18 protein-coding genes and 1 riboswitch are annotated in these 17,890 nt (G+C 58.2%); of the genes, 5 read left to right on the top strand and 13 right to left on the bottom strand.

The window, feature by feature from the left end; all coding sequences use genetic code 11:
• Positions 1–129: 129 nt before the first annotated feature.
• The 5 genes from moaE to moaA form a co-directional block, all read right to left on the bottom strand.
• Positions 130–597 (bottom strand): molybdopterin synthase catalytic subunit MoaE, encoded by a 468-nt coding sequence (gene moaE, locus JK621_RS05310; protein ID WP_212558908.1) that lies wholly within the window; start codon positions 595–597, stop codon positions 130–132.
• A 2-nt stretch (positions 598–599) separates the two neighbouring features.
• Complete coding sequence (gene moaD, locus JK621_RS05305) at positions 600–845, bottom strand: molybdopterin synthase sulfur carrier subunit (RefSeq protein ID WP_212558907.1); 246 nt, start codon at positions 843–845, stop codon at positions 600–602.
• Positions 842–1,321, bottom strand: coding sequence for a cyclic pyranopterin monophosphate synthase MoaC (moaC, locus tag JK621_RS05300; RefSeq protein ID WP_212558906.1), 480 nt, complete (start codon positions 1,319–1,321; stop codon positions 842–844). Before moaC ends, moaD begins: the two co-directional genes overlap by 4 nt.
• A 5-nt stretch (positions 1,322–1,326) precedes the next feature.
• Positions 1,327–1,839 (bottom strand): molybdenum cofactor biosynthesis protein B, encoded by a 513-nt coding sequence (gene moaB, locus JK621_RS05295; protein ID WP_212558905.1) that lies wholly within the window; start codon positions 1,837–1,839, stop codon positions 1,327–1,329.
• 103 nt (positions 1,840–1,942) lie between these two features.
• Positions 1,943–2,929: a GTP 3',8-cyclase MoaA gene (gene moaA, locus JK621_RS05290; RefSeq protein ID WP_212558904.1), complete on the bottom strand. Its 987-nt coding sequence runs from the start codon at positions 2,927–2,929 to the stop codon at positions 1,943–1,945.
• Positions 2,916–3,059, bottom strand: a riboswitch (molybdenum cofactor riboswitch). It overlaps the preceding gene by 14 nt.
• Before the next feature lie 260 nt (positions 3,060–3,319).
• On the opposite strand from moaA, the gene yvcK reads away from it, so the two are divergent.
• On the top strand, positions 3,320–4,237 hold the full coding sequence (gene yvcK / locus JK621_RS05285) for a uridine diphosphate-N-acetylglucosamine-binding protein YvcK (RefSeq protein WP_004941894.1): 918 nt from the start codon (positions 3,320–3,322) through the stop codon (positions 4,235–4,237).
• Positions 4,238–4,252: 15 nt separating this feature from the next.
• On the opposite strand, the gene JK621_RS05280 is transcribed toward yvcK, so the two are convergent.
• Both JK621_RS05280 and uvrB read right to left on the bottom strand, forming a co-directional pair.
• Entirely contained in the window at positions 4,253–4,510 is a 258-nt protein-coding gene (locus JK621_RS05280; protein ID WP_063202833.1) for a VF530 family DNA-binding protein, read from the bottom strand.
• A gap of 159 nt (positions 4,511–4,669) precedes the next feature.
• Complete coding sequence (gene uvrB / locus JK621_RS05275; RefSeq protein ID WP_212558903.1) at positions 4,670–6,682, bottom strand: excinuclease ABC subunit UvrB; 2,013 nt, start codon at positions 6,680–6,682, stop codon at positions 4,670–4,672.
• 1,319 nt (positions 6,683–8,001) lie between these two features.
• On the opposite strand from uvrB, the gene JK621_RS05270 reads away from it, so the two are divergent.
• Entirely contained in the window at positions 8,002–8,712 is a 711-nt protein-coding gene (locus tag JK621_RS05270; protein WP_119803970.1) for an ATP-binding cassette domain-containing protein, read from the top strand.
• A gap of 171 nt (positions 8,713–8,883) precedes the next feature.
• A complete protein-coding gene (locus tag JK621_RS05265; protein ID WP_212558902.1) occupies positions 8,884–10,530 on the top strand; it encodes a hypothetical protein in 1,647 nt (548 codons plus the stop codon).
• Positions 10,531–10,589: 59 nt separating this feature from the next.
• Here JK621_RS05265 and bioD read toward each other — a convergent pair whose 3' ends face one another.
• From bioD to bioB, 4 genes are read right to left on the bottom strand one after another with little or no spacing between them, the layout of a single operon-like run.
• Positions 10,590–11,270: a dethiobiotin synthase gene (bioD, locus tag JK621_RS05260; RefSeq protein WP_212558901.1), complete on the bottom strand. Its 681-nt coding sequence runs from the start codon at positions 11,268–11,270 to the stop codon at positions 10,590–10,592.
• Positions 11,263–12,030, bottom strand: a complete 768-nt coding sequence (gene bioC, locus JK621_RS05255) for a malonyl-ACP O-methyltransferase BioC (RefSeq protein WP_212558900.1) — start codon at positions 12,028–12,030, stop codon at positions 11,263–11,265. The genes bioD and bioC overlap by 8 nt, the downstream gene beginning before the upstream one ends.
• Positions 12,014–13,165 carry an 8-amino-7-oxononanoate synthase gene (gene bioF, locus JK621_RS05250; protein WP_212558899.1) on the bottom strand — a complete coding sequence of 384 codons (1,152 nt, stop codon included), beginning with the start codon at positions 13,163–13,165 and terminating at the stop codon, positions 12,014–12,016. The genes bioC and bioF overlap by 17 nt, the downstream gene beginning before the upstream one ends.
• Entirely contained in the window at positions 13,165–14,202 is a 1,038-nt protein-coding gene (gene bioB / locus JK621_RS05245) for a biotin synthase BioB (RefSeq protein ID WP_212558898.1), read from the bottom strand. Before bioB ends, bioF begins: the two co-directional genes overlap by 1 nt.
• Positions 14,203–14,292: 90 nt before the next feature.
• Here bioB and bioA point away from each other — a divergent pair, with 90 nt between their 5' ends.
• A complete protein-coding gene (gene bioA / locus JK621_RS05240) occupies positions 14,293–15,567 on the top strand; it encodes an adenosylmethionine--8-amino-7-oxononanoate transaminase (protein WP_212558897.1) in 1,275 nt (424 codons plus the stop codon).
• 4 nt (positions 15,568–15,571) lie between these two features.
• On the opposite strand, the gene JK621_RS25505 is transcribed toward bioA, so the two are convergent.
• Positions 15,572–15,973, bottom strand: a complete 402-nt coding sequence (locus tag JK621_RS25505) for a YkvA family protein (RefSeq protein ID WP_212558896.1) — start codon at positions 15,971–15,973, stop codon at positions 15,572–15,574.
• 165 nt (positions 15,974–16,138) lie between these two features.
• On the opposite strand from JK621_RS25505, the gene JK621_RS05230 reads away from it, so the two are divergent.
• Positions 16,139–16,621 (top strand): kinase inhibitor, encoded by a 483-nt coding sequence (locus tag JK621_RS05230; RefSeq protein ID WP_212558895.1) that lies wholly within the window; start codon positions 16,139–16,141, stop codon positions 16,619–16,621.
• A 144-nt stretch (positions 16,622–16,765) separates the two neighbouring features.
• Here the strand turns inward: JK621_RS05230 and pgl are convergent, their stop codons facing one another.
• Positions 16,766–17,761: a 6-phosphogluconolactonase gene (gene pgl, locus JK621_RS05225; RefSeq protein ID WP_212558894.1), complete on the bottom strand. Its 996-nt coding sequence runs from the start codon at positions 17,759–17,761 to the stop codon at positions 16,766–16,768.
• Positions 17,762–17,890: the final 129 nt, after the last annotated feature.

Genomic DNA, 17,890 nt, shown 5'->3' with positions numbered 1-17,890 from the left:
GACGGTTACCTTTTGCGTATGAAACAAGATTTCGAACCCCATTTATGGGGCTCGGCCTGCTATAAGCCTACCACAGAAAGCCTAGCCTGAAAGTTGCAAAGGTATTGATATATTTCTGCGGTTTACCCTTTATTTACTCGCATTATGCCAACGTTCCGCCGCCTGACGATCGCTGTCGCGCGCGTCGACCCAGCGCTCCCCCTGCCCGGTTGCCTCGCGCTTCCAGAACGGCGCACGGGTTTTCAGGTAGTCCATGATGAACTCGGTGGCGGCGAACGCCATGCTGCGGTGCGCGCTGGTCACGCCGACGAACACAATCTCCTCGCCGGGAAACAGCTCGCCCACGCGGTGGATCACCGTCGCCCGTTGCAACGGCCAGCGGCCGCGCGCTTCTTCGACGATCTCCGCCAGCGCTTTTTCGGTCATGCCCGGGTAGTGCTCCAGCGTCAGCGCACTGACGTTATCGCCCAGATTATGGTTGCGCACCTTGCCGGTGAAGGTCACGACGGCACCGTCGTCATCGCACTGCGCCAGCCACTGATACTCATCGCCGACGCTGAAGGGCGCGGCGCCAACGCGGATACGGGTATTTTCCACTGTTAACCTCCGGTTACCGGCGGAAAGAAAGCGACTTCATCGCCGGCGCGCAGCGGGTGCTCTGCCGCCACCAGCGACTGATTGACCGCCGTCAGCAGCCTGCCGGATTCCAGCGCCAACGCCCAGCGCTCGCCGCGTGCGCACAGCGCCTTGCGCAGCGCCTCTACCGTGGGATAGTCCGCCGGCATCGACAAATCGCCGGTGCCCACCAGTTCGCGCACCTGCGCAAAAAACAGAATGTTAATCATAGGTCCACCTTAAAATCACCGGACTTGCCGCCGCTTTTCGCCAGCAGCCGCACCGGGCCGATCACCATATCTTTCTGCACCGCTTTGCACATGTCGTAAATGGTCAACGCGGCTACCGAGGCGGCGGTCAGCGCTTCCATTTCGACGCCGGTCTTGCCGGTCAGCCGGCAGCAGGTTTCGATGCGCACCCGGCTGTGTTCCGGTTGCGCCTCCAACTGCACTTCAACCTTGCTCAGCATCAACGGGTGGCACAGCGGGATCAGTTCCCAGGTGCGTTTCGCCGCCTGAATGCCGGCGATACGCGCCGTGGCGAATACATCGCCCTTATGGTGGCTACCGCCGAGGATCATCGCCAGCGTGGTGGGCAGCATCTCGACAAAGGCCTCGGCACGGGCTTCGCGCACCGTCTCCGCCTTGGCGGACACGTCGACCATATGGGCTTCGCCCGCGGCGTTAATATGGGTTAGCTGCGTCATGGATCTTATCTCTTCAGATGAGGCTGGAAGTTGCACGGGCGGTGGCGCGCGTCCAACTGCTCTTCAATAATGCGCTCCCAGGCGGTGCGGCAGGCGCGGGTCGAACCCGGCATGGCGAAAATCACCGTCCGGTTGGCGATGCCGGCCAGCGCGCGCGACTGGATAGTGGCGGTGCCGATTTCTTCGTAGGACACCATGCGGAACAGCTCGCCGAACCCTTCGACCTCGCGGTCAAACAGCGGCAGCAGCGCTTCCGGGGTGTTGTCGCGGGCAGTAAAACCGGTACCGCCGGTGATCAGCACCGCCTGCACGCCTTCATCGGCAATCCACGCGGAAACCCGCGCGCGGATCTGGTATTTATCGTCTTTGACGATGGCGCGATCCACCACCCGATGGCCCGCCTCCTGCGCCGCTTCCTGCAGATACTGGCCTGAGGTGTCTTCCTCTTCGCCGCGGCTGTCCGAGACGGTCAGAATGGCGATGTGCGCCGGAATGAATTCACTGCTGGCATGGCTCATTGTTAACGATGCTCCTCTTCGTTGGATACCCAATAGATTCCCGGCCGTCATCAGGGGTGACCGCGTGCAACCGACAACGCTGCGCGTTGAAATACGCAGGGTGTCAGCCGCCGATAAACGACAGGTTCTGGGTAATGCCGGTGTTGTTTTGATGCAGGAAATGGGTCTGTTTTTTGCTCAGCAATCCGCCCTGGATACGTTGCTTCAATGCCTCGAGCTGGCCGTCGTCCGCCAGCAGATCGCGCAGCGTGATGCCCTGCTCGCCGAACAGGCACAGGTGCAGATTGCCGATAGCGGAAACCCGCAGCCGGTTGCAACTGGCGCAGAAATCTTTTTCGTACGGCATGATCAACCCCACTTCACCCTGGTAATCGGGGTGGCTGAACACCTGCGCCGGGCCGTCGCTGCGGCCGCGCGGTTGCCGTTGCCAGCCCTGCCGCTCCAGTTGCAAACGAATCACTTCGCCGGACACGTGGTGCCGGCGAAACAGCTCGCCACCCTCACCGGTTTCCATCAGTTCGATAAAACGCAGTTGGATCGGGCGGTCTTTGATCCAGTGCAGGAATGCGCCCAGTTGCTGATGATTGACGTCACGCATCAGCACCGCATTGACCTTGACCTTGTCGAACCCGGCGGCAAACGCGGCATCGATGCCGTCCATCACCTGGCGGAACTTGTCCTGGCCGGTAATGGCGTGAAACTGGCGGGCGTCCAGACTGTCGACGCTGACATTGATCGCCGTCAGGCCGGCGTCGCGCCACTGGGCAACGTCGCGCGCCAGGCGGTAACCGTTGGTGGTGACCGCTAGGGTACGGATGGCCGGGTTTTCACGCACGGCGGCGATGATCTCGGTAAAATCGCGGCGCAGCGAAGGTTCACCGCCGGTAAGGCGGACCTTTTCAGTACCCAGTTCGGCGAATGCGCGGCTGACGCGCCGGATTTCATCCAGCGACAGGAAGGTTTTCGGGCTGCCTTTAGGCTGGTAACCGTCAGGCAAGCAGTAGGTGCAACGGAAGTTGCACACGTCGGTGATCGACAGGCGCAAGTAATAGAACTTACGCTCATAAGCATCAATGAGTTGCGGCACCATAACACCTTTCCAAAGTCGGGAGATGCAAGCGTTTCCACTCTGCACCCTGGTGGCTGACTTCGCCACGGCCCAAGCGCCATATTGTTCGCAGGAACAACGTAGGCCCAGAGGCTAGGAGTTTTGGTCTCAGTTCCCGCTGCTTGAATAGCCGGAACGAAACCGTGGTTTTCACCAGAATACTAGCGCTAAATAAACGCGATAGCCAACCCGCAATTTCGCTATATAATTGTGTATACAGCGTTTTTACGCGCTTCCAAATCTGGTAAACCATGATAAACGTCCTTTACGCAGACGAATTGACCGGAATCACGCATATCACACTCTTTTTCGCGTTTTTACGCCAGATCCGCTATTTTATGCGGGCAGTTCAGCCCCTTTGTAAGGAAATTTATGCGTAATCGTACCCTGGCCGATCTCGATCGGGTGGTGGCATTAGGTGGCGGCCACGGTCTTGGTCGCGTGATGTCTTCCCTGTCGTCTTTAGGCTCCCGTTTAACCGGCATTGTTACCACCACCGATAATGGCGGTTCCACCGGTCGCATCCGCCGCTCGGAAGGCGGCATTGCCTGGGGCGATACCCGCAACTGTCTCAATCAACTGATCACCGAACCGAGCGTCGCCTCCGCGATGTTCGAATACCGCTTCAGCGGCAACGGCGAGCTGTCAGGGCACAATCTCGGCAATCTGATGTTGAAAGCGTTGGATCACCTCAGCGTGCGCCCGCTGGAAGCGATCAATCTGGTGCGCAGCCTGCTGAAAGTAGATGCGGCGCTGATCCCGATGTCCGAGCAGCCGGTGGATCTGATGGCGCACGATCACGAAGGCCACCAGGTTTACGGTGAGGTAAACATCGACCAGCTTACCCATATGCCGCAGGAGCTGATGCTGTCACCGCACGTCCACGCCACGCGTGAAGCGCTGGATGCCATTGCGCAGGCCGACGTGATCCTGATTGGGCCGGGCAGTTTTCTCACCAGCCTGATGCCGCTGTTATTGCTCGACGATCTTACCCAGGCTCTGCGTCGCAGCAGCGCCAATATGATCTACATCGGCAATCTGGGGCGCGAACTGAGCGTCGCGGCGGCGGCATTGTCGCTGAAGGATAAGTTGGAGCTGATGGAAGAGCGGATTGGCCGCAAGATGATTGATGCGCTGATTGTCGGCCCGGCGGCGGATACCGGAGCGGTGCAAGATCGGGTAGTGATTCAGCAACCGCTGGAAGCCGCAGATATTCCTTACCGCCACGATCGTCAACTGCTGCGCCAGGCGCTGGATCAGGCGCTGATAGAATTGGGTACTCGCGCCTGATTTAATCGCGGCCGGTTAATCGCGCCCGCGCAGCCACGGGTTGTCGCTGGCGGCGCTGTTGACCATATCGATATAGAGATCTTCCACCTGCTTGCGCGCCCACGGCGTGCGGCGCAAAAACTTCAGGCTGGACTTGATGCTGGGATCGCTGCTGAAACAGTTGATGCGAATGCGTTCGGCCAGCCCTGACCAGCCATAGCTCTCCACCAGCTTAGTTAAAAGTTGTTCCAGAGTGACGCCGTGCAACGGGTCTTTGGACTGGTGTTCGGTCATGGTCTTTGGCTCGCGTTAGTCAATTGGCCGCACACCATAATCAGCTTTGGCGCAGGCGACAAGAAATTTATCCCCTTCGTCTTTCAAACTGCAGCATTGTCGGCTGCAGCTTGAAATCCATTGGGGATAAACCTGAACAACATCCGCTGTCTTAACGACTCACGAGATGGCGATAAACTGCTCGCGCAGCTGATGGATTTCGTCACGCAAACCGGCAGCCAGCTCGAACTCCAGATTCTGCGCGTGGGTATACATCTGCGCTTCCAGCTCGCGGATTTTCTGATCCAGCGCTTTTGGCGTCAGGTGCTGATACTGGGCGGCGCTTTCTGCGGCCTTGCCCTTCCCTCGGCCCTTGCTGCGGTTGCCCGGTTGGCCGAGCTGCAGGATATCGGACACTTTCTTGTTCAGGCCTTTAGGCACGATGCCGTTTTCTTCGTTGAACGCCTGCTGTTTGGCGCGGCGGCGTTCGGTCTCGCCAATCGCCCTGGCCATCGAGTCGGTAATTCTGTCGCCGTAGAGGATCGCCTTGCCGTTGAGGTTACGCGCCGCACGGCCGATGGTTTGGATCAGAGAACGTTCGGAGCGCAGGAAGCCTTCCTTGTCTGCGTCCAGAATCGCCACCAGCGACACCTCAGGCATGTCCAGCCCCTCGCGCAACAGGTTGATGCCCACCAGCACGTCAAACTCGCCCAGGCGCAGGTCACGAATGATTTCGACGCGTTCCACGGTATCGATGTCCGAGTGCAGATAGCGCACGCGCTCGCCGTGCTCTTCCAGATATTCGGTCAGATCTTCCGCCATGCGCTTGGTCAGAGTAGTGACCAACACGCGTTCCTTGACCGCCACCCGCTTGCGGATCTCGGAAAGCAGGTCGTCCACCTGGGTGGTGACCGGCCGTACTTCCACTATCGGATCCAGCAGCCCGGTAGGCCGTACGACCTGATCGACAATGTCGCCGCCGGATTTCTCCAGCTCATATTTGCCCGGCGTGGCGGACACGTAGATTGTCTGCGGCGCCAGCGCTTCGAACTCTTCAAAACGCATCGGGCGGTTATCCAGCGCCGACGGCAGGCGGAAACCGTATTCCACCAGCGTTTCCTTGCGCGAACGGTCACCTTTGTACATGCCGCCGATTTGCGGAATGGTGACGTGCGATTCATCGACCACCAGCAGGCCATCCGCCGGCAGATAGTCAAACAGCGTCGGTGGCGGCTCACCCTCGCTGCGCCCGGACAGATAGCGCGAGTAGTTTTCGATGCCGGAGCAGTAACCCAGTTCGTTCATCATCTCCAAATCAAACTGGGTACGCTGCGTCAGACGCTGTTCTTCCAGCAGCTTGTTGTTGGCCAGCAGCACCTTGCGTCGCTCGGCCAGATCCACCTTGATCTCTTCCATCGCCTGCAGGATCCGCTCGCGCGGCGTCACGTAGTGCGACTTCGGGTAAATGGTAAAACGCTGTACCACCTGCTCGATCTGGCCGGTCAAGGGATCGAACAGCGAAAGCCGCTCGACTTCTTCATCAAACAGCTCGATGCGCAACGCCAGCTCGTCCGACTCTGCCGGGAAGATGTCGATCACCTCGCCGCGCACGCGGAAGGTGGCGCGCTGGAAAGCCTGATCGTTGCGGGAATATTGCAGCTCCGTCAAACGCCGCAGGATCGAACGTTGATCGATGATCATGCCCTTGGTCAGGTGCAGCATCATCTTCAGATACAGCTCCGGATCGCCCAGGCCGTAGATGGCCGACACCGATGCCACCACCACGACGTCGCGGCGTTCCAGCAGCGCTTTGGTGGCTGAAAGGCGCATTTGTTCGATGTGCTCGTTCACCGCGGAGTCTTTTTCAATAAAGGTGTCGGAGCTGGGGACATAGGCTTCCGGCTGGTAGTAGTCGTAGTACGAGACAAAATACTCAACCGCATTCTCGGGGAAGAACTCTTTCATCTCGCCATACAGCTGCGCCGCCAGCGTCTTGTTTGGCGCCAGCACCATGGTCGGCCGGTTTAGATCGGCGATGACGTTGGCGACGGTAAATGTCTTGCCCGAACCGGTAACGCCCAGCAGCGTTTGATGCGCCAGACCGTCTTCCAGGCCCTCTTCCAGCTTGCGAATGGCTTCCGGCTGATCGCCGGCCGGTTTGAAATCGGAATGCAGTTTGAAAATTTTACTCATTGACTCGGCTACCCTGTGGAGATGCGCGCGCTCAGGCGGCCATGGAGCGGATGCTCGACGAATGGCCCCTAATTATGGAAAGCCCCGGCGATTTTCGCCAGTGCCTATGATACTGGATATAAAACCAGCTTCAAGCGATTCGTTGCTCAAGATAATGCATCCCGCTGTTGGCCCCCGCGCCGACGCGCAATAGCAAAGCGCCCCCTGATGCGCATCGGCGGGGCGCGGATGCACCGACAGGGTTACAGCCGCGTGACATTTTTATTGTCAATAACTGATTTATCCCCAAAATCCGTCAAAAATTAACTTATTGATAGCACTGCGGTGAAAAATCATACATAGGAACCGCATCAATACATCGGCGTCTTGATTTTAGTTAATTTATTGATATAAAACACAATTAATAAAAAGATGAGAATGCGGTCAACGCGAACAAAACCCGCGCCCGCTCTCGCTTTAAACCGCTTTTCTAAATCTAATGCACAAGGTTATCCACAGGAATAGTGGATAACTCCCACCGCCCCGCCCGTGACGGGAGTTGCAGAAAGAACGCTTTTTGGCGTTTCACCTCGCCGAAACGGCTTTTTTAGTTATTTTTTCACAAAAATATCGCTTTGTTTATGCCGATTAGTGCTAAAAATCCCCATTGCCAAAAACACATTTATCCCATTATCGCGCTCATGCGCTGCATCTTGCCGCAACCGGTAAAATAGTTTGCACCATCGCTTTTCCTCACAGCACTGCAACAGTGCAAAAATCGTCCGCGTTAACTTTCCACCTTATTTTCATCCAGGCCGCGAGGCCAGCTCATGCCTGCCAAATGGTTAACATGGCAATAACATTCCCCTTTTTTTCCGGATTGAAAAAGTTGGCCTGAGAGTTGCAATAACGTTTAACGACAAAAGTGCGACCGGGTGAAATATCCGTGCAGGCACGGCAGGATTACCTGCTCCTCGCTCGGCGTCGGCATGGGGCTAAATAACTGGCAATGTCGAGATAAAGGCGAGAGAGCGCTGATAAACCGCCATTAACGGCCATTTTTACCTGTAAATCGTTTGTTTTTCCTGAACCTGAACTACCTCGTTAAAGGTAGCCATGCAGCATTTTATTCTGGACATTAAGACACTCGGGAAAGAAACCGCTAAGGCGGTTCGAGCAGTAAGGAGTGGATAACGCAGGGAAGTAGACGTTTGATTGCCGTTCCTGCACAAATGCCGCCCGGTGAAATCAGTGCGGTCTTTAACAGAGAACGCGTTACGCCTGCGCCCATCAGGGCGCACATCCACGAGTGGAATACGGGTCTTTGAGGAGAGTGCCGGATGTTGAGTTTAAGGTCAGTGAACCAGTTCTACGGGCAAAATCATACCCTGTGGGATATTAACCTGGAGTTGCCGCGCGGCCAGTGCACGGTGCTTATCGGTCGCAACGGCGTGGGCAAAACCACGTTGGTCAACTGCATTATGGGGCATTTGCCGGTCGTCAGCGGCAGTATGACCTGGCAGTTGGCGGATGAACCTCCGCAGAATCTGCTGCAACAGCCGATGGAAAACCGGGCGGCGCTGGGCATCAGCTACGTGCCGCAAGGGAGGCAAATATTCTCGCAGCTCAGCGTGGAAGAGAACCTGCAGGTGGCGCTGATGGCCGGCCGGGACAAAACCCGGCGCATTCCGCCGCTCATTTACAGCCTGTTCCCCAACCTGCGAGAAATGCGCAGCCGCCGGGCCGGTGATTTGTGCGATGGCGAGCAGCAGCAACTGGCGATTGGCCGGGCGCTGGTGCTGGAGCCGGAGTTGCTGATCCTTGATGAACCTACCAGCGGGGTACAACCTTCGATCGCCGCCGATATCGGCAACGCGATCCGCAAGCTGAACCGCGAGCTGGGCATGACGATCCTGCTGGTGGAACACAAATTGCCGTTTGTACGCCGCGTGGCGGATCGCTTTTGCCTGATGGATCAGGGCCGCAGCGTGGCGAACGGCACGCTGGAGCAGTTGGACGAGGAGTTGATCAATGCCTATCTGGCAGTGTAACTGGCGGGGCGCGGAGTATTGCGCCCCTGCTCTCGTTCGCGCCGGTTGATCCCCTTTCTCTGCTCCTGAGTTGTACCAGCCAGGACAGAGCCTGCATTGCTGTGAACGAGTCTGTGCGCCTTCCATACTCAATGGGCTTTCATACCGATTGACCTTACTGAGGAGTGGACAATGGCCGATAACGACGCAGCATTTATTCAATATAGCGACCTGAACACGAAGACCTGGACCCTGAAAGAACGTCTCGATATCGGGGGCATTTACGTCAAGTCACGCGATGAGCTGATCAAAGCGCAAACCTTCATTAAAGACACATTAAAACGACCGGCAATCGTCAAATTCACTGCCCCCTTTGAGGTATGGGTAGCGCCCAAGACCGATATCGACGTGGGTTTCGTTTATATCGACGGCAACGGCGTAAATATAACCGCTAATATTCCGAGTGGCACTGAAGACGATCACAATTATTTTATGCGTTGCTACACGACCGCCCTCGCGTTGGATAATGGTGTCCCAATTCGACCAGCGCCAATCTTAAGAAACTTTACCGTCAAAGGGATCGGTGCAAAGAAACAACCCACACCGACTACTGTAGCCGATGAAGAAAAACCCGAATACAACTTTATTGACGGGATTTTATTTGATTCACCAGAAAGCCTGCTGGGAAATTTCTCCGTTAGTAATGTATATGTCTCCGGTTTTTATTACGGCATGTATTTTGGCACCAACGCCTATATTGGGCATCACTATGCCTGCGAGATCATCCGCTGCCATGAGTGCGTGCACATGCCCACTGCTGAATCCGGTGCTAAAAATTTTGGTGAAGGGATCAACTTCTTTGGCGGCACGCTCGGTAACTCGCAAGGGCTGGCCATCGGCAACCAGAACCCGAATGGCGCTTTTCGTTTCTTCGGTACATCAATAGATTACGCTGGCGCTATCGTGAATGTGCAAGCAGGGAGCGTCGAACTGCACGGTTGCCATATCGAGTTCAATAATGAAAATAGCCCACTCACCGATTTCCCCTTCCGTTGTAGCGCCAACCAAAATGCTTCATTGCTTATTCAGGGAGGTGAGATTATTACGCTGGAAGGCCCTCTGACCAAAGATTACTGTTTTTTTGCCGAAGCGGGCAGCAGTGGAATTATCGTCGAAAACGTTAAATTTTACGGTGTAAGAACCGCGACAGGGCGTTATTTCGGCGGCACTGGCGACTTTGTGATTAATAACAGCCGGCTCGATGGCGGCGGCGGGGGTAAAGGCCTTCAAACTTTAACTACCGCGAATAATAATAAAATCAAGGACGGCAGTTTCGCATTCAGCACCAAACCCTTAGGTTGGGAGGTTTCCGGCGGTAACGTCAGCGATCCTTTTACCTCGGATGCCATTACCCTTGCCATTGAAACCGGTGCGGGCGTTAACGGCAGCAATGCGTTAAAAGTGACCAAACTGGGCAATACCAATACCAACGCCGGTCTGAGGGTGGTTGTTCCGGTATCGCAATATGAACAGTTGGGGGCCTGCTTTACTCTGAAAACGCTGAATGGCGGGTCCGGCAATTTATTTGCCACGCTTCGTTATGTCTGCATTCAGGAAACAGAAAGCAATGGCGTGTCGATCATCGCCAAATCTGATGCCGCCGCCTGGGATGGCACCCTAAACGCCAATGATTATGCTCAGTTCAAAGAGTACCGTTTCAACAGCAACAGACGAAAAGTGCCGGTTTGGGCAACCCACGTCATCCTGTCTTTCAATTTGTATGCTTTAGCGAAAAATGGCGTTCTGTACTTCGATAATGCCTGTGTTACTGCCATGTGAAAACGACAAGTCACATGATCCCCGTCCACGGCAAATGCCGTGGACGGACGACTCGACGATCAGTGGGATAAAGCGCTCAAATCCAGGTACGTTCCCAGCGCCTGCCGTTCAGGTTGCGGCAGATGCGGGATCTCCCCCAGCATTGGCGCAGGCAGCATACGGCGCAGCGTAGCCAAATATTCCTGATGACGGCGGCCCGGTGCGGTAACGTCGTTGGCAATCCACCCGGCAAGCTGCAACCCCGCCTGCTGGATCGCCTGCGCGGTCAGCACGGCATGGTTAATGCAGCCCAGTTTGATGCCCACCACCAAGATCACCGGCAGTTGTTCCCGCTGTACCCAGTCGGCGAAGGTATGCTGCCCGGAAAGCGGCGTAAACCAACCGCCGGCCCCCTCGACCAACAACCAGTCGGCCCTTTGCTCCAGGTGGCGCAGACCGGCGGAAAGCTGGGCCAGCTCGATTGGCCGCCCTTCGTCGGCACTGACAATGTGCGGCGAAGTCGGTTCGGCAAACACATAAGGATTCACTTCCTCGTAGCTCAGCGCCACGGCGCTGTTGGCCTGCAATGCCAACGCATCGCCGTTGCGCAGCCCTTCGGCCGTCATCTCGCTGCCGGAAGCGACCGGCTTGTAACCGGCCGTGCGATACCCCGCCGAAGTGGCCGCCTGCAACAAGGCGCTGCTGGCCACGGTTTTACCCACTTCGGTATCGGTACCGGTGACGAACCAACGCTTAATCACGATAAATCACTCCATAAACCAGATGATAGCTGAGCGGAAATTCCCCGCCCCGGCGCGGATAGGCCGCCTGCAAGGCGGCAAGCCGCCGGCGGGACAGCAAACCGGCTTCGCGCCCCTGATGCAAATGGGTGGCGCCGATCCCCTTGAGCGATCGCATCAGCGCCATCACATCAGGATAATGCAGGGTTTTCCGCTCCGTCTCCAGACGGTGGCGATAGCCGGCGCAGGCCGCGTCGATCTGCGCCAGCGGCAGAAAGTCGTTCACGTGACGCTCGCCGTCTACCTGCTGCCAGGCATCGCCCAGCTCCTGCAGCGAACCTTCCGCCAGCGTAGAAAACAAAATCACGCCACCCGGCCGGGTGACGCGGTACAGCTCCGCCAAAGCGCGCGGTAAATCACTGCACCATTGCACCACCAGGCTGCTGAAACAGATATCCACCGCAGCAGCTGGCAACGGCACATTTTCGATATCCCCCAGCAAATAATGGTCCGCAGCCTGCTGCTGGCGGGCGAATGCCAGCATGCCCGGCGCCAGATCGAGCGCGGTGACCTGTTTCCCCCGTTCGCGCCAACGGCGGCTGAAGTGCCCGGTGCCGCAGCCTGCGTCGAGCAGCTGTTCGCCCCGATGCTCCGCCCCCATCCCCAGCAAGCGCTCACCGACGTCACGTTGCAGCACCGCCGCCGAATCATAACTGCCCGCCGCGCGGCTGAAGGCCGAGGCTACCGCCTGCTTGTTGACCGGCTCAAAGGCTGACGTCATGCAATACCTCCAGCAGGCGATCGATATCCTGCGGCTGATGCGCCGCCGTCAGGGTAATGCGCAGGCGCGCGCCGCCCGGCGGCACCGTTGGCGGGCGAATGGCGCTCACCCACAACCCCTGGTCACGCAGTTGCTGCGCCAGATCGAGCGTACGCTGGTTGTCACCCACCAGCAGCGGCTGAATGGCGGTCACCGACGCCGTCAGGGCTAATGGCAACTGGGCCGCACCTTGCCGGAAGCGCTGAATATTGTCCTGCAGCCGGGCGCGCAATTCGTCACCCTGCTGGATGCGCTGCAACGCCGTCTGCAAGGCGCAAGCCTGCGCCGGCGGCATTGAGGTGCTGTAAATCAAATGGCGGGCAAACTGCAGCAGATATTCCGCCGTGGCCTCGTCGCACAGCACGGCCGCGCCGCTGACGCCAAAGGCTTTGCCAAAGGTGACCACCAGCAGTTCGGGCCGCACGCCCTGCTGCCAGCAACTGCCGCGCCCCTGTTCGCCATGAACGCCGATGCCGTGCGCGTCATCGACCATCAGCCAGGCTCCCGCCGCTTGGGTCAGGCGATGCAGCTCCGCCAGCGGTGCGCTGTCGCCGTCCATGCTGAACACCCCTTCGGTCACCGCCAGCATCTGGCCACCGCAGGATTTTGCCAGCAGACCGGCCAGCGCCTGCGGCTGATTGTGGCGAAAGCGACGCAGTTGGGCCGGTGAATGGGCGGCCGCCTCCAGCAGCGACGCGTGGCTGAGCCGGTCCGCCAAGATGCGATCGTCCGCCTGCATCAGCGCCGCCAGCAATGCCTGATTGGCGGCATAGCCGGAGATAAACAGCAGCGCACGCGGGTAACCGAGCCACTCCGCCAGTTGCTGTTCCAGCGCCTGATGCGCCGCACTGAACCCGGTGACGTGCCCGGAGCCGCCACTGCCGACGCCATACTGCTCGGCGCCCTGCTGCCAGGCGGCGATCACCTGCGGATCCTGGCTCAGGCCAAGATAGTCGTTGCCGGAAAAGTTCAGGTAGCGCTCGCCGTTGAGCTGAATATGGCGGCCATTGCCGCCCTGATTCACCTGGCGACGACGGTAAGCGGCATTCTGCTGCCGCTCCTCCAGCGCCTGTTCAATACGTTGTTGCCAGCTCATTACAGCGCCGCGTTGTAAAACTCAGCGGTATCGGCATGCAGCAGTTGCTCCGCCAGTACCTGTTGCTGCTGGTTGTCGCCGTGCTCGGTTGCGGTCTGCTGCGGGTTGAGGCCCAGTTTGCGGAACAGTTGCAGATCTTTGTCTTCTTCCGGATTTGGCGTGGTCAGCAGTTTGCAGCCATAGAAGATAGAGTTGGCGCCGGCCATAAAGCACATCGCCTGAGTTTGCTCGTTCATTTGTTCGCGACCGGCGGAAAGGCGGACGTAAGAGGCCGGCATCATGATGCGCGCCACCGCGATGGTGCGGATGAAATCGAACGGATCGACGTCATCGTTATCCGCCAGCGGCGTGCCTTTTACCTTCACCAGCATGTTGATCGGCACGCTCTCCGGCGGTGTCGGCAGGTTAGCCAGCTGCACCAGCAGCCCCGCGCGGTCACGCACCGTCTCGCCCAGCCCGACGATGCCGCCGGAACAGACTTTAATGCCCGCCCCGCGCACCTTGTCCAGCGTGTCCAGACGTTCCTGATAGCTGCGGGTGGTGATGATGTTGCCGTAGAACTCCGGCGAAGTGTCCAGATTGTGGTTGTAATAATCCAGCCCGGCGTCCGCCAGCCGTTCTGCCTGGGTGTGGTCAAGCGTGCCCAACGTCATGCAGGTTTCCATGCCCATCGCCTTCACCCCCTGCACCATCTGTTGCAGATAAGGCATATCGCGCTCGTGCGGATTCTTCCACGCCGCCCCCATGCAGAAGCGGGTCGATCCATTCGCTTTGGCCTTGCGCGCCGATTCCAGCACCTGTTCCACCTGCATCAGCCGCTCGGACTCAAGACCGGTTTTGTAGCGTGAACTTTGCGGGCAGTATTTGCAGTCTTCCGGACAGGCGCCGGTTTTGATTGATAACAGCGTACTCACCTGCACCTGGCGCGGGTCAAAATGCTGACGGTGAACGGTCTGGGCTTCAAACAGCAGCTCAAGTAACGGTTTATCAAATAAGGTCTGGGCAAGACCTACTGTCCAGTGAATGCGATCGGCCATTACGGCGTCTCCAAAAATGAAAAAAGTGTCATCAGTGTAGATATTGTGGATATACTGTCAACCATTACGAATATGATTTGGTTTACAAGAATGTCTATCAGCGCCTCCGACCTTGAATTCGACCAGCGCCATATCTGGCACCCCTACACCTCCATGAGCCATCCATTGCCCTGCTATCCGGTAGAGGCCGCCAGCGGCGTCGAACTGCAATTGGCCGATGGCCGGCGTCTGGTAGACGGCATGTCTTCCTGGTGGGCGGCGATCCACGGCTATAACCACCCGCAGCTGAATCTGGCCGCCACCCGGCAGTTGGAAAAAATGTCGCACGTGATGTTCGGCGGCATCACCCATCCCGCCGCTATCGCACTGTGCCGCAGGCTGGTGGAGATGACGCCGGAGGCGCTGCAATGCGTGTTTCTGGCGGATTCCGGCTCGGTGGCCGTCGAAGTGGCGCTGAAGATGGCGCTGCAATACTGGCAGGCGCGCGGGGAGCGGCGGCAGCGTATTCTGACCCTGCGTCACGGCTATCACGGCGATACCTTCGGCGCGATGTCGGTGTGCGATCCGGACAACTCGATGCACAGCCTGTATCAGGGCTATCTCGCGCCGCACCTGTTCGCCACCGCGCCGCAGTGCCGTTTTGATGAGCCGTGGAATGAAAACGACATTGCGCCGTTCGCCGCGCTGCTGGAACAGCATGCCGGGGAGATCGCCGCAGTGATTCTGGAGCCGGTGGTGCAAGGCGCAGGTGGGATGCGCATTTACCACCCGACCTACCTCAAGCGGGTGCGCGAGCTGTGCGACCAGCACCAGATCCTGCTGATTGCCGATGAAATCGCCACCGGTTTTGGCCGCACCGGCAAGCTGTTTGCCTGTGAGCACGCGGCGGTGGTACCGGATATTCTCTGCCTGGGCAAGGCGCTGACCGGCGGTTATATGACGCTGTCGGCTACCCTGACCACCCGCCACGTGGCGGAAACCATCAGCAACGGCGCGGCAGGCTGCTTTATGCACGGGCCGACCTTTATGGGTAACCCGCTGGCCTGCGCGGTGGCCGAAGCCAGCCTGTCGCTGTTGGCGGAAAACCATTGGCAGCAGCAGGTCGCCGCCATCGAAACTCAGCTAAAACAGCAGCTATTGCCGCTCCTGTCGCTGCCAAAAGTGGCGGATGTGCGAGTGCTGGGGGCGATTGGCGTGGTGGAAATGCGCGAACCGGTGGACGTGGCGCAGTTGCAGCGCGGTTTTGTCGAGCGCGGAGTGTGGATCCGGCCATTCGGCAAGCTGATTTACCTGATGCCGCCTTACATCATTCAGCCCGATCAACTCAGCCGGTTGACCGCCGCCGTGGCCGCAGCGGCGAGCTAACGGCTTACCAGTGCTGGTCCAGATAGCGGGCCAGCAACACCAGACACAACACCCACAATAAAATGATCATCACCGCCGCCATGCGGCCGGTGGGATTATCGATACGCCGTTGCGCCTTCTCCCGCAGTTCCGCCATCAGCGGCCTGGGGATCAGGCGCACCGCCAGCATGATGCCCAACGGCACGATGATCACGTCGTCCAGATAGCCCAACACCGGAATAAAGTCCGGAATCAAATCGATAGGCGACACCGCATAACCCGCCACCAGCAGGGCTACCAGTTTGGCGTACCAGGGCGTGCGCCGATCGCGGGCCGCCAGCCACAGTGCATAGATGTCGCGCTTGATGCCCTTGGCCCAGCGGCGCAGCCAGCCAAACCACGGCGTGCGTTTTTTGAATGAAATCATGATTGCTTTTATCGATCTGTGAATTATTGATGTCGCATATGTAGCTTCGGCGTTAACTATGGTAACTCATAGGTGAAGCCGCTGGCGAGATGCAATGACGCTTGTGTTATCGCGCCAAAAAGCTCTGGCTTAGGCATTCCGCTTTTACCGACCAATGGAGTCATCATGAACTTTCGTTTGTACAGCAACGATCTGCAAGACGGCGCGAAAATGCCGGAGCGCCAGGTGTTTAACGGCATGGGCTATCAGGGCGAGAACCTGTCGCCGCACCTGGCCTGGGATGGCGTGCCGGAGGGCACCAAAAGTTTCGTGATTTCGGTGTACGATCCCGATGCCCCGACCGGCTCCGGCTGGTGGCACTGGGTGGTGGCCAATATCCCGGCGCAGACGCGCGAACTGCCTCAGGGCGCAGGCTCCGGCAAAGGCGGCCTGCCGCTCGGCGCCATCCAGACCCGCACCGATTTCGGCTCAGCCGGCTACGGCGGCGCGGCGCCCCCACAGGGTGAAAGCCATCGCTATCACTTCACGATTCATGCATTGGATGTGGAGAGCATTGAGGTGGATGAAGGTTCCAGCGGCGCGCTGGTCGGCTTTAACGTGCACTTCCACAGCCTCGGCAGCGCCACGCTGACGGTGACGTACAGCTGATTTTTGGCAAATAAAAAGCTCTTCCGAGCCTGCGTTTGATGACAAAAGTCGTTTTTTAGCCCGAGATACCCGGGCCTGGCGCACCGAGGGGCGCTGCATGCCGCGCCCGCTTTAATCGGGGCGAATGTATTCGCCCCCTACTGTTTACCTGGCTAATACGCTGACCCACATCGGGCCTTTACCTACCGGATAACGCGCCAACGTGGTCAATTTGCCGTTGGTCTGGTCGATTTCATAGACGCCGATATGATCGGATTTCTGACCTGCGGCAATCACGAAGCGGCCGCTGTGGTCGATATTGAAACCGCGTGGCTGCTCTTCGATCGGATGATGGCCGACCGGCGACAGGGTGCTGCCGTCTTCGGACACTCTGAAAATCGTCAGGATGCTGGCGGTGCGGTCGCTGGTGTACAGGAAGCGGCCATTCGGCGTGATGTGGATATCCGCCGCCCAGCGGGTGCCGTCGAAATCGTCCGGCATGATGTTCACCGTCTGCGTCAGGGTGTATTTGCTGCCGTTTTCAGTGATGACGAACACGTCTACTGTGCCGTCCAGCTCGTTCACGCAGTAGGCATAGTTGTCATTGTGATGGAACGCCATATGACGCGGGCCGGCGCCGGTTGCGGTAGCCACCGCGTCCTGCGCGTGCGGCGTCAGTTTGCCTTCCAGACTCAGGTTGAACAGGCGGATGCGATCTTCTTTCAGGCAGGGAACCAGCAGCAGCTGATTGGTCGGGTCGATATTGGCCGAGTGCGGCGCGGTTAAACCGTCGATCTGCTGAAGGGGCGCCACTACCACGCCGTCATGGCCGATCGGGCTGACGCTGGCGCAGTTGCCGCTGTAAGACGCGGAGAACAGATAGCGGCCCTGCAAATCGGTGGAAATATGGGTCGGGCTGCCCGGCAGCGGTGCCATGCCGGCCTGTTGCAGCTTGCCGTCCGCCTCAATGCGGTAGCTGACGATCCCGAAGGCCGGGCGCACGCCAACGTAGAGGTGCGTTTTATCCGGGTGGATCGCCATCGGTTGTACCTGGCCCGGTACGTCGACGGTCTGCAGCAGATCCAGTGCGCCGGTGTCATTTAACTGCCACACGTGGATTTGCTGGCTTTCCGGGCTGGCGACATAAACGATTTGCTTCATGTGTTCTCCTTGAAGAGAGTAAAAGAGAAACCGGTTTCAGGTTTTTCGGTTTCCCTTAGCTTACCTCACATCGGTGACATAACAACCCCGGGTTGCAGATGAAATATGTGCGGTTTTATCCATCGCTTA

Origin of the sequence: Serratia plymuthica, from assembly GCF_018336935.1 — a bacterium.
Lineage (GTDB): Bacteria > Pseudomonadota > Gammaproteobacteria > Enterobacterales > Enterobacteriaceae > Serratia > Serratia plymuthica_B.
The sequence above is the reverse complement of the archived record's forward strand: the minus strand, read 5'-3'. Positions and strand labels throughout refer to the sequence as shown.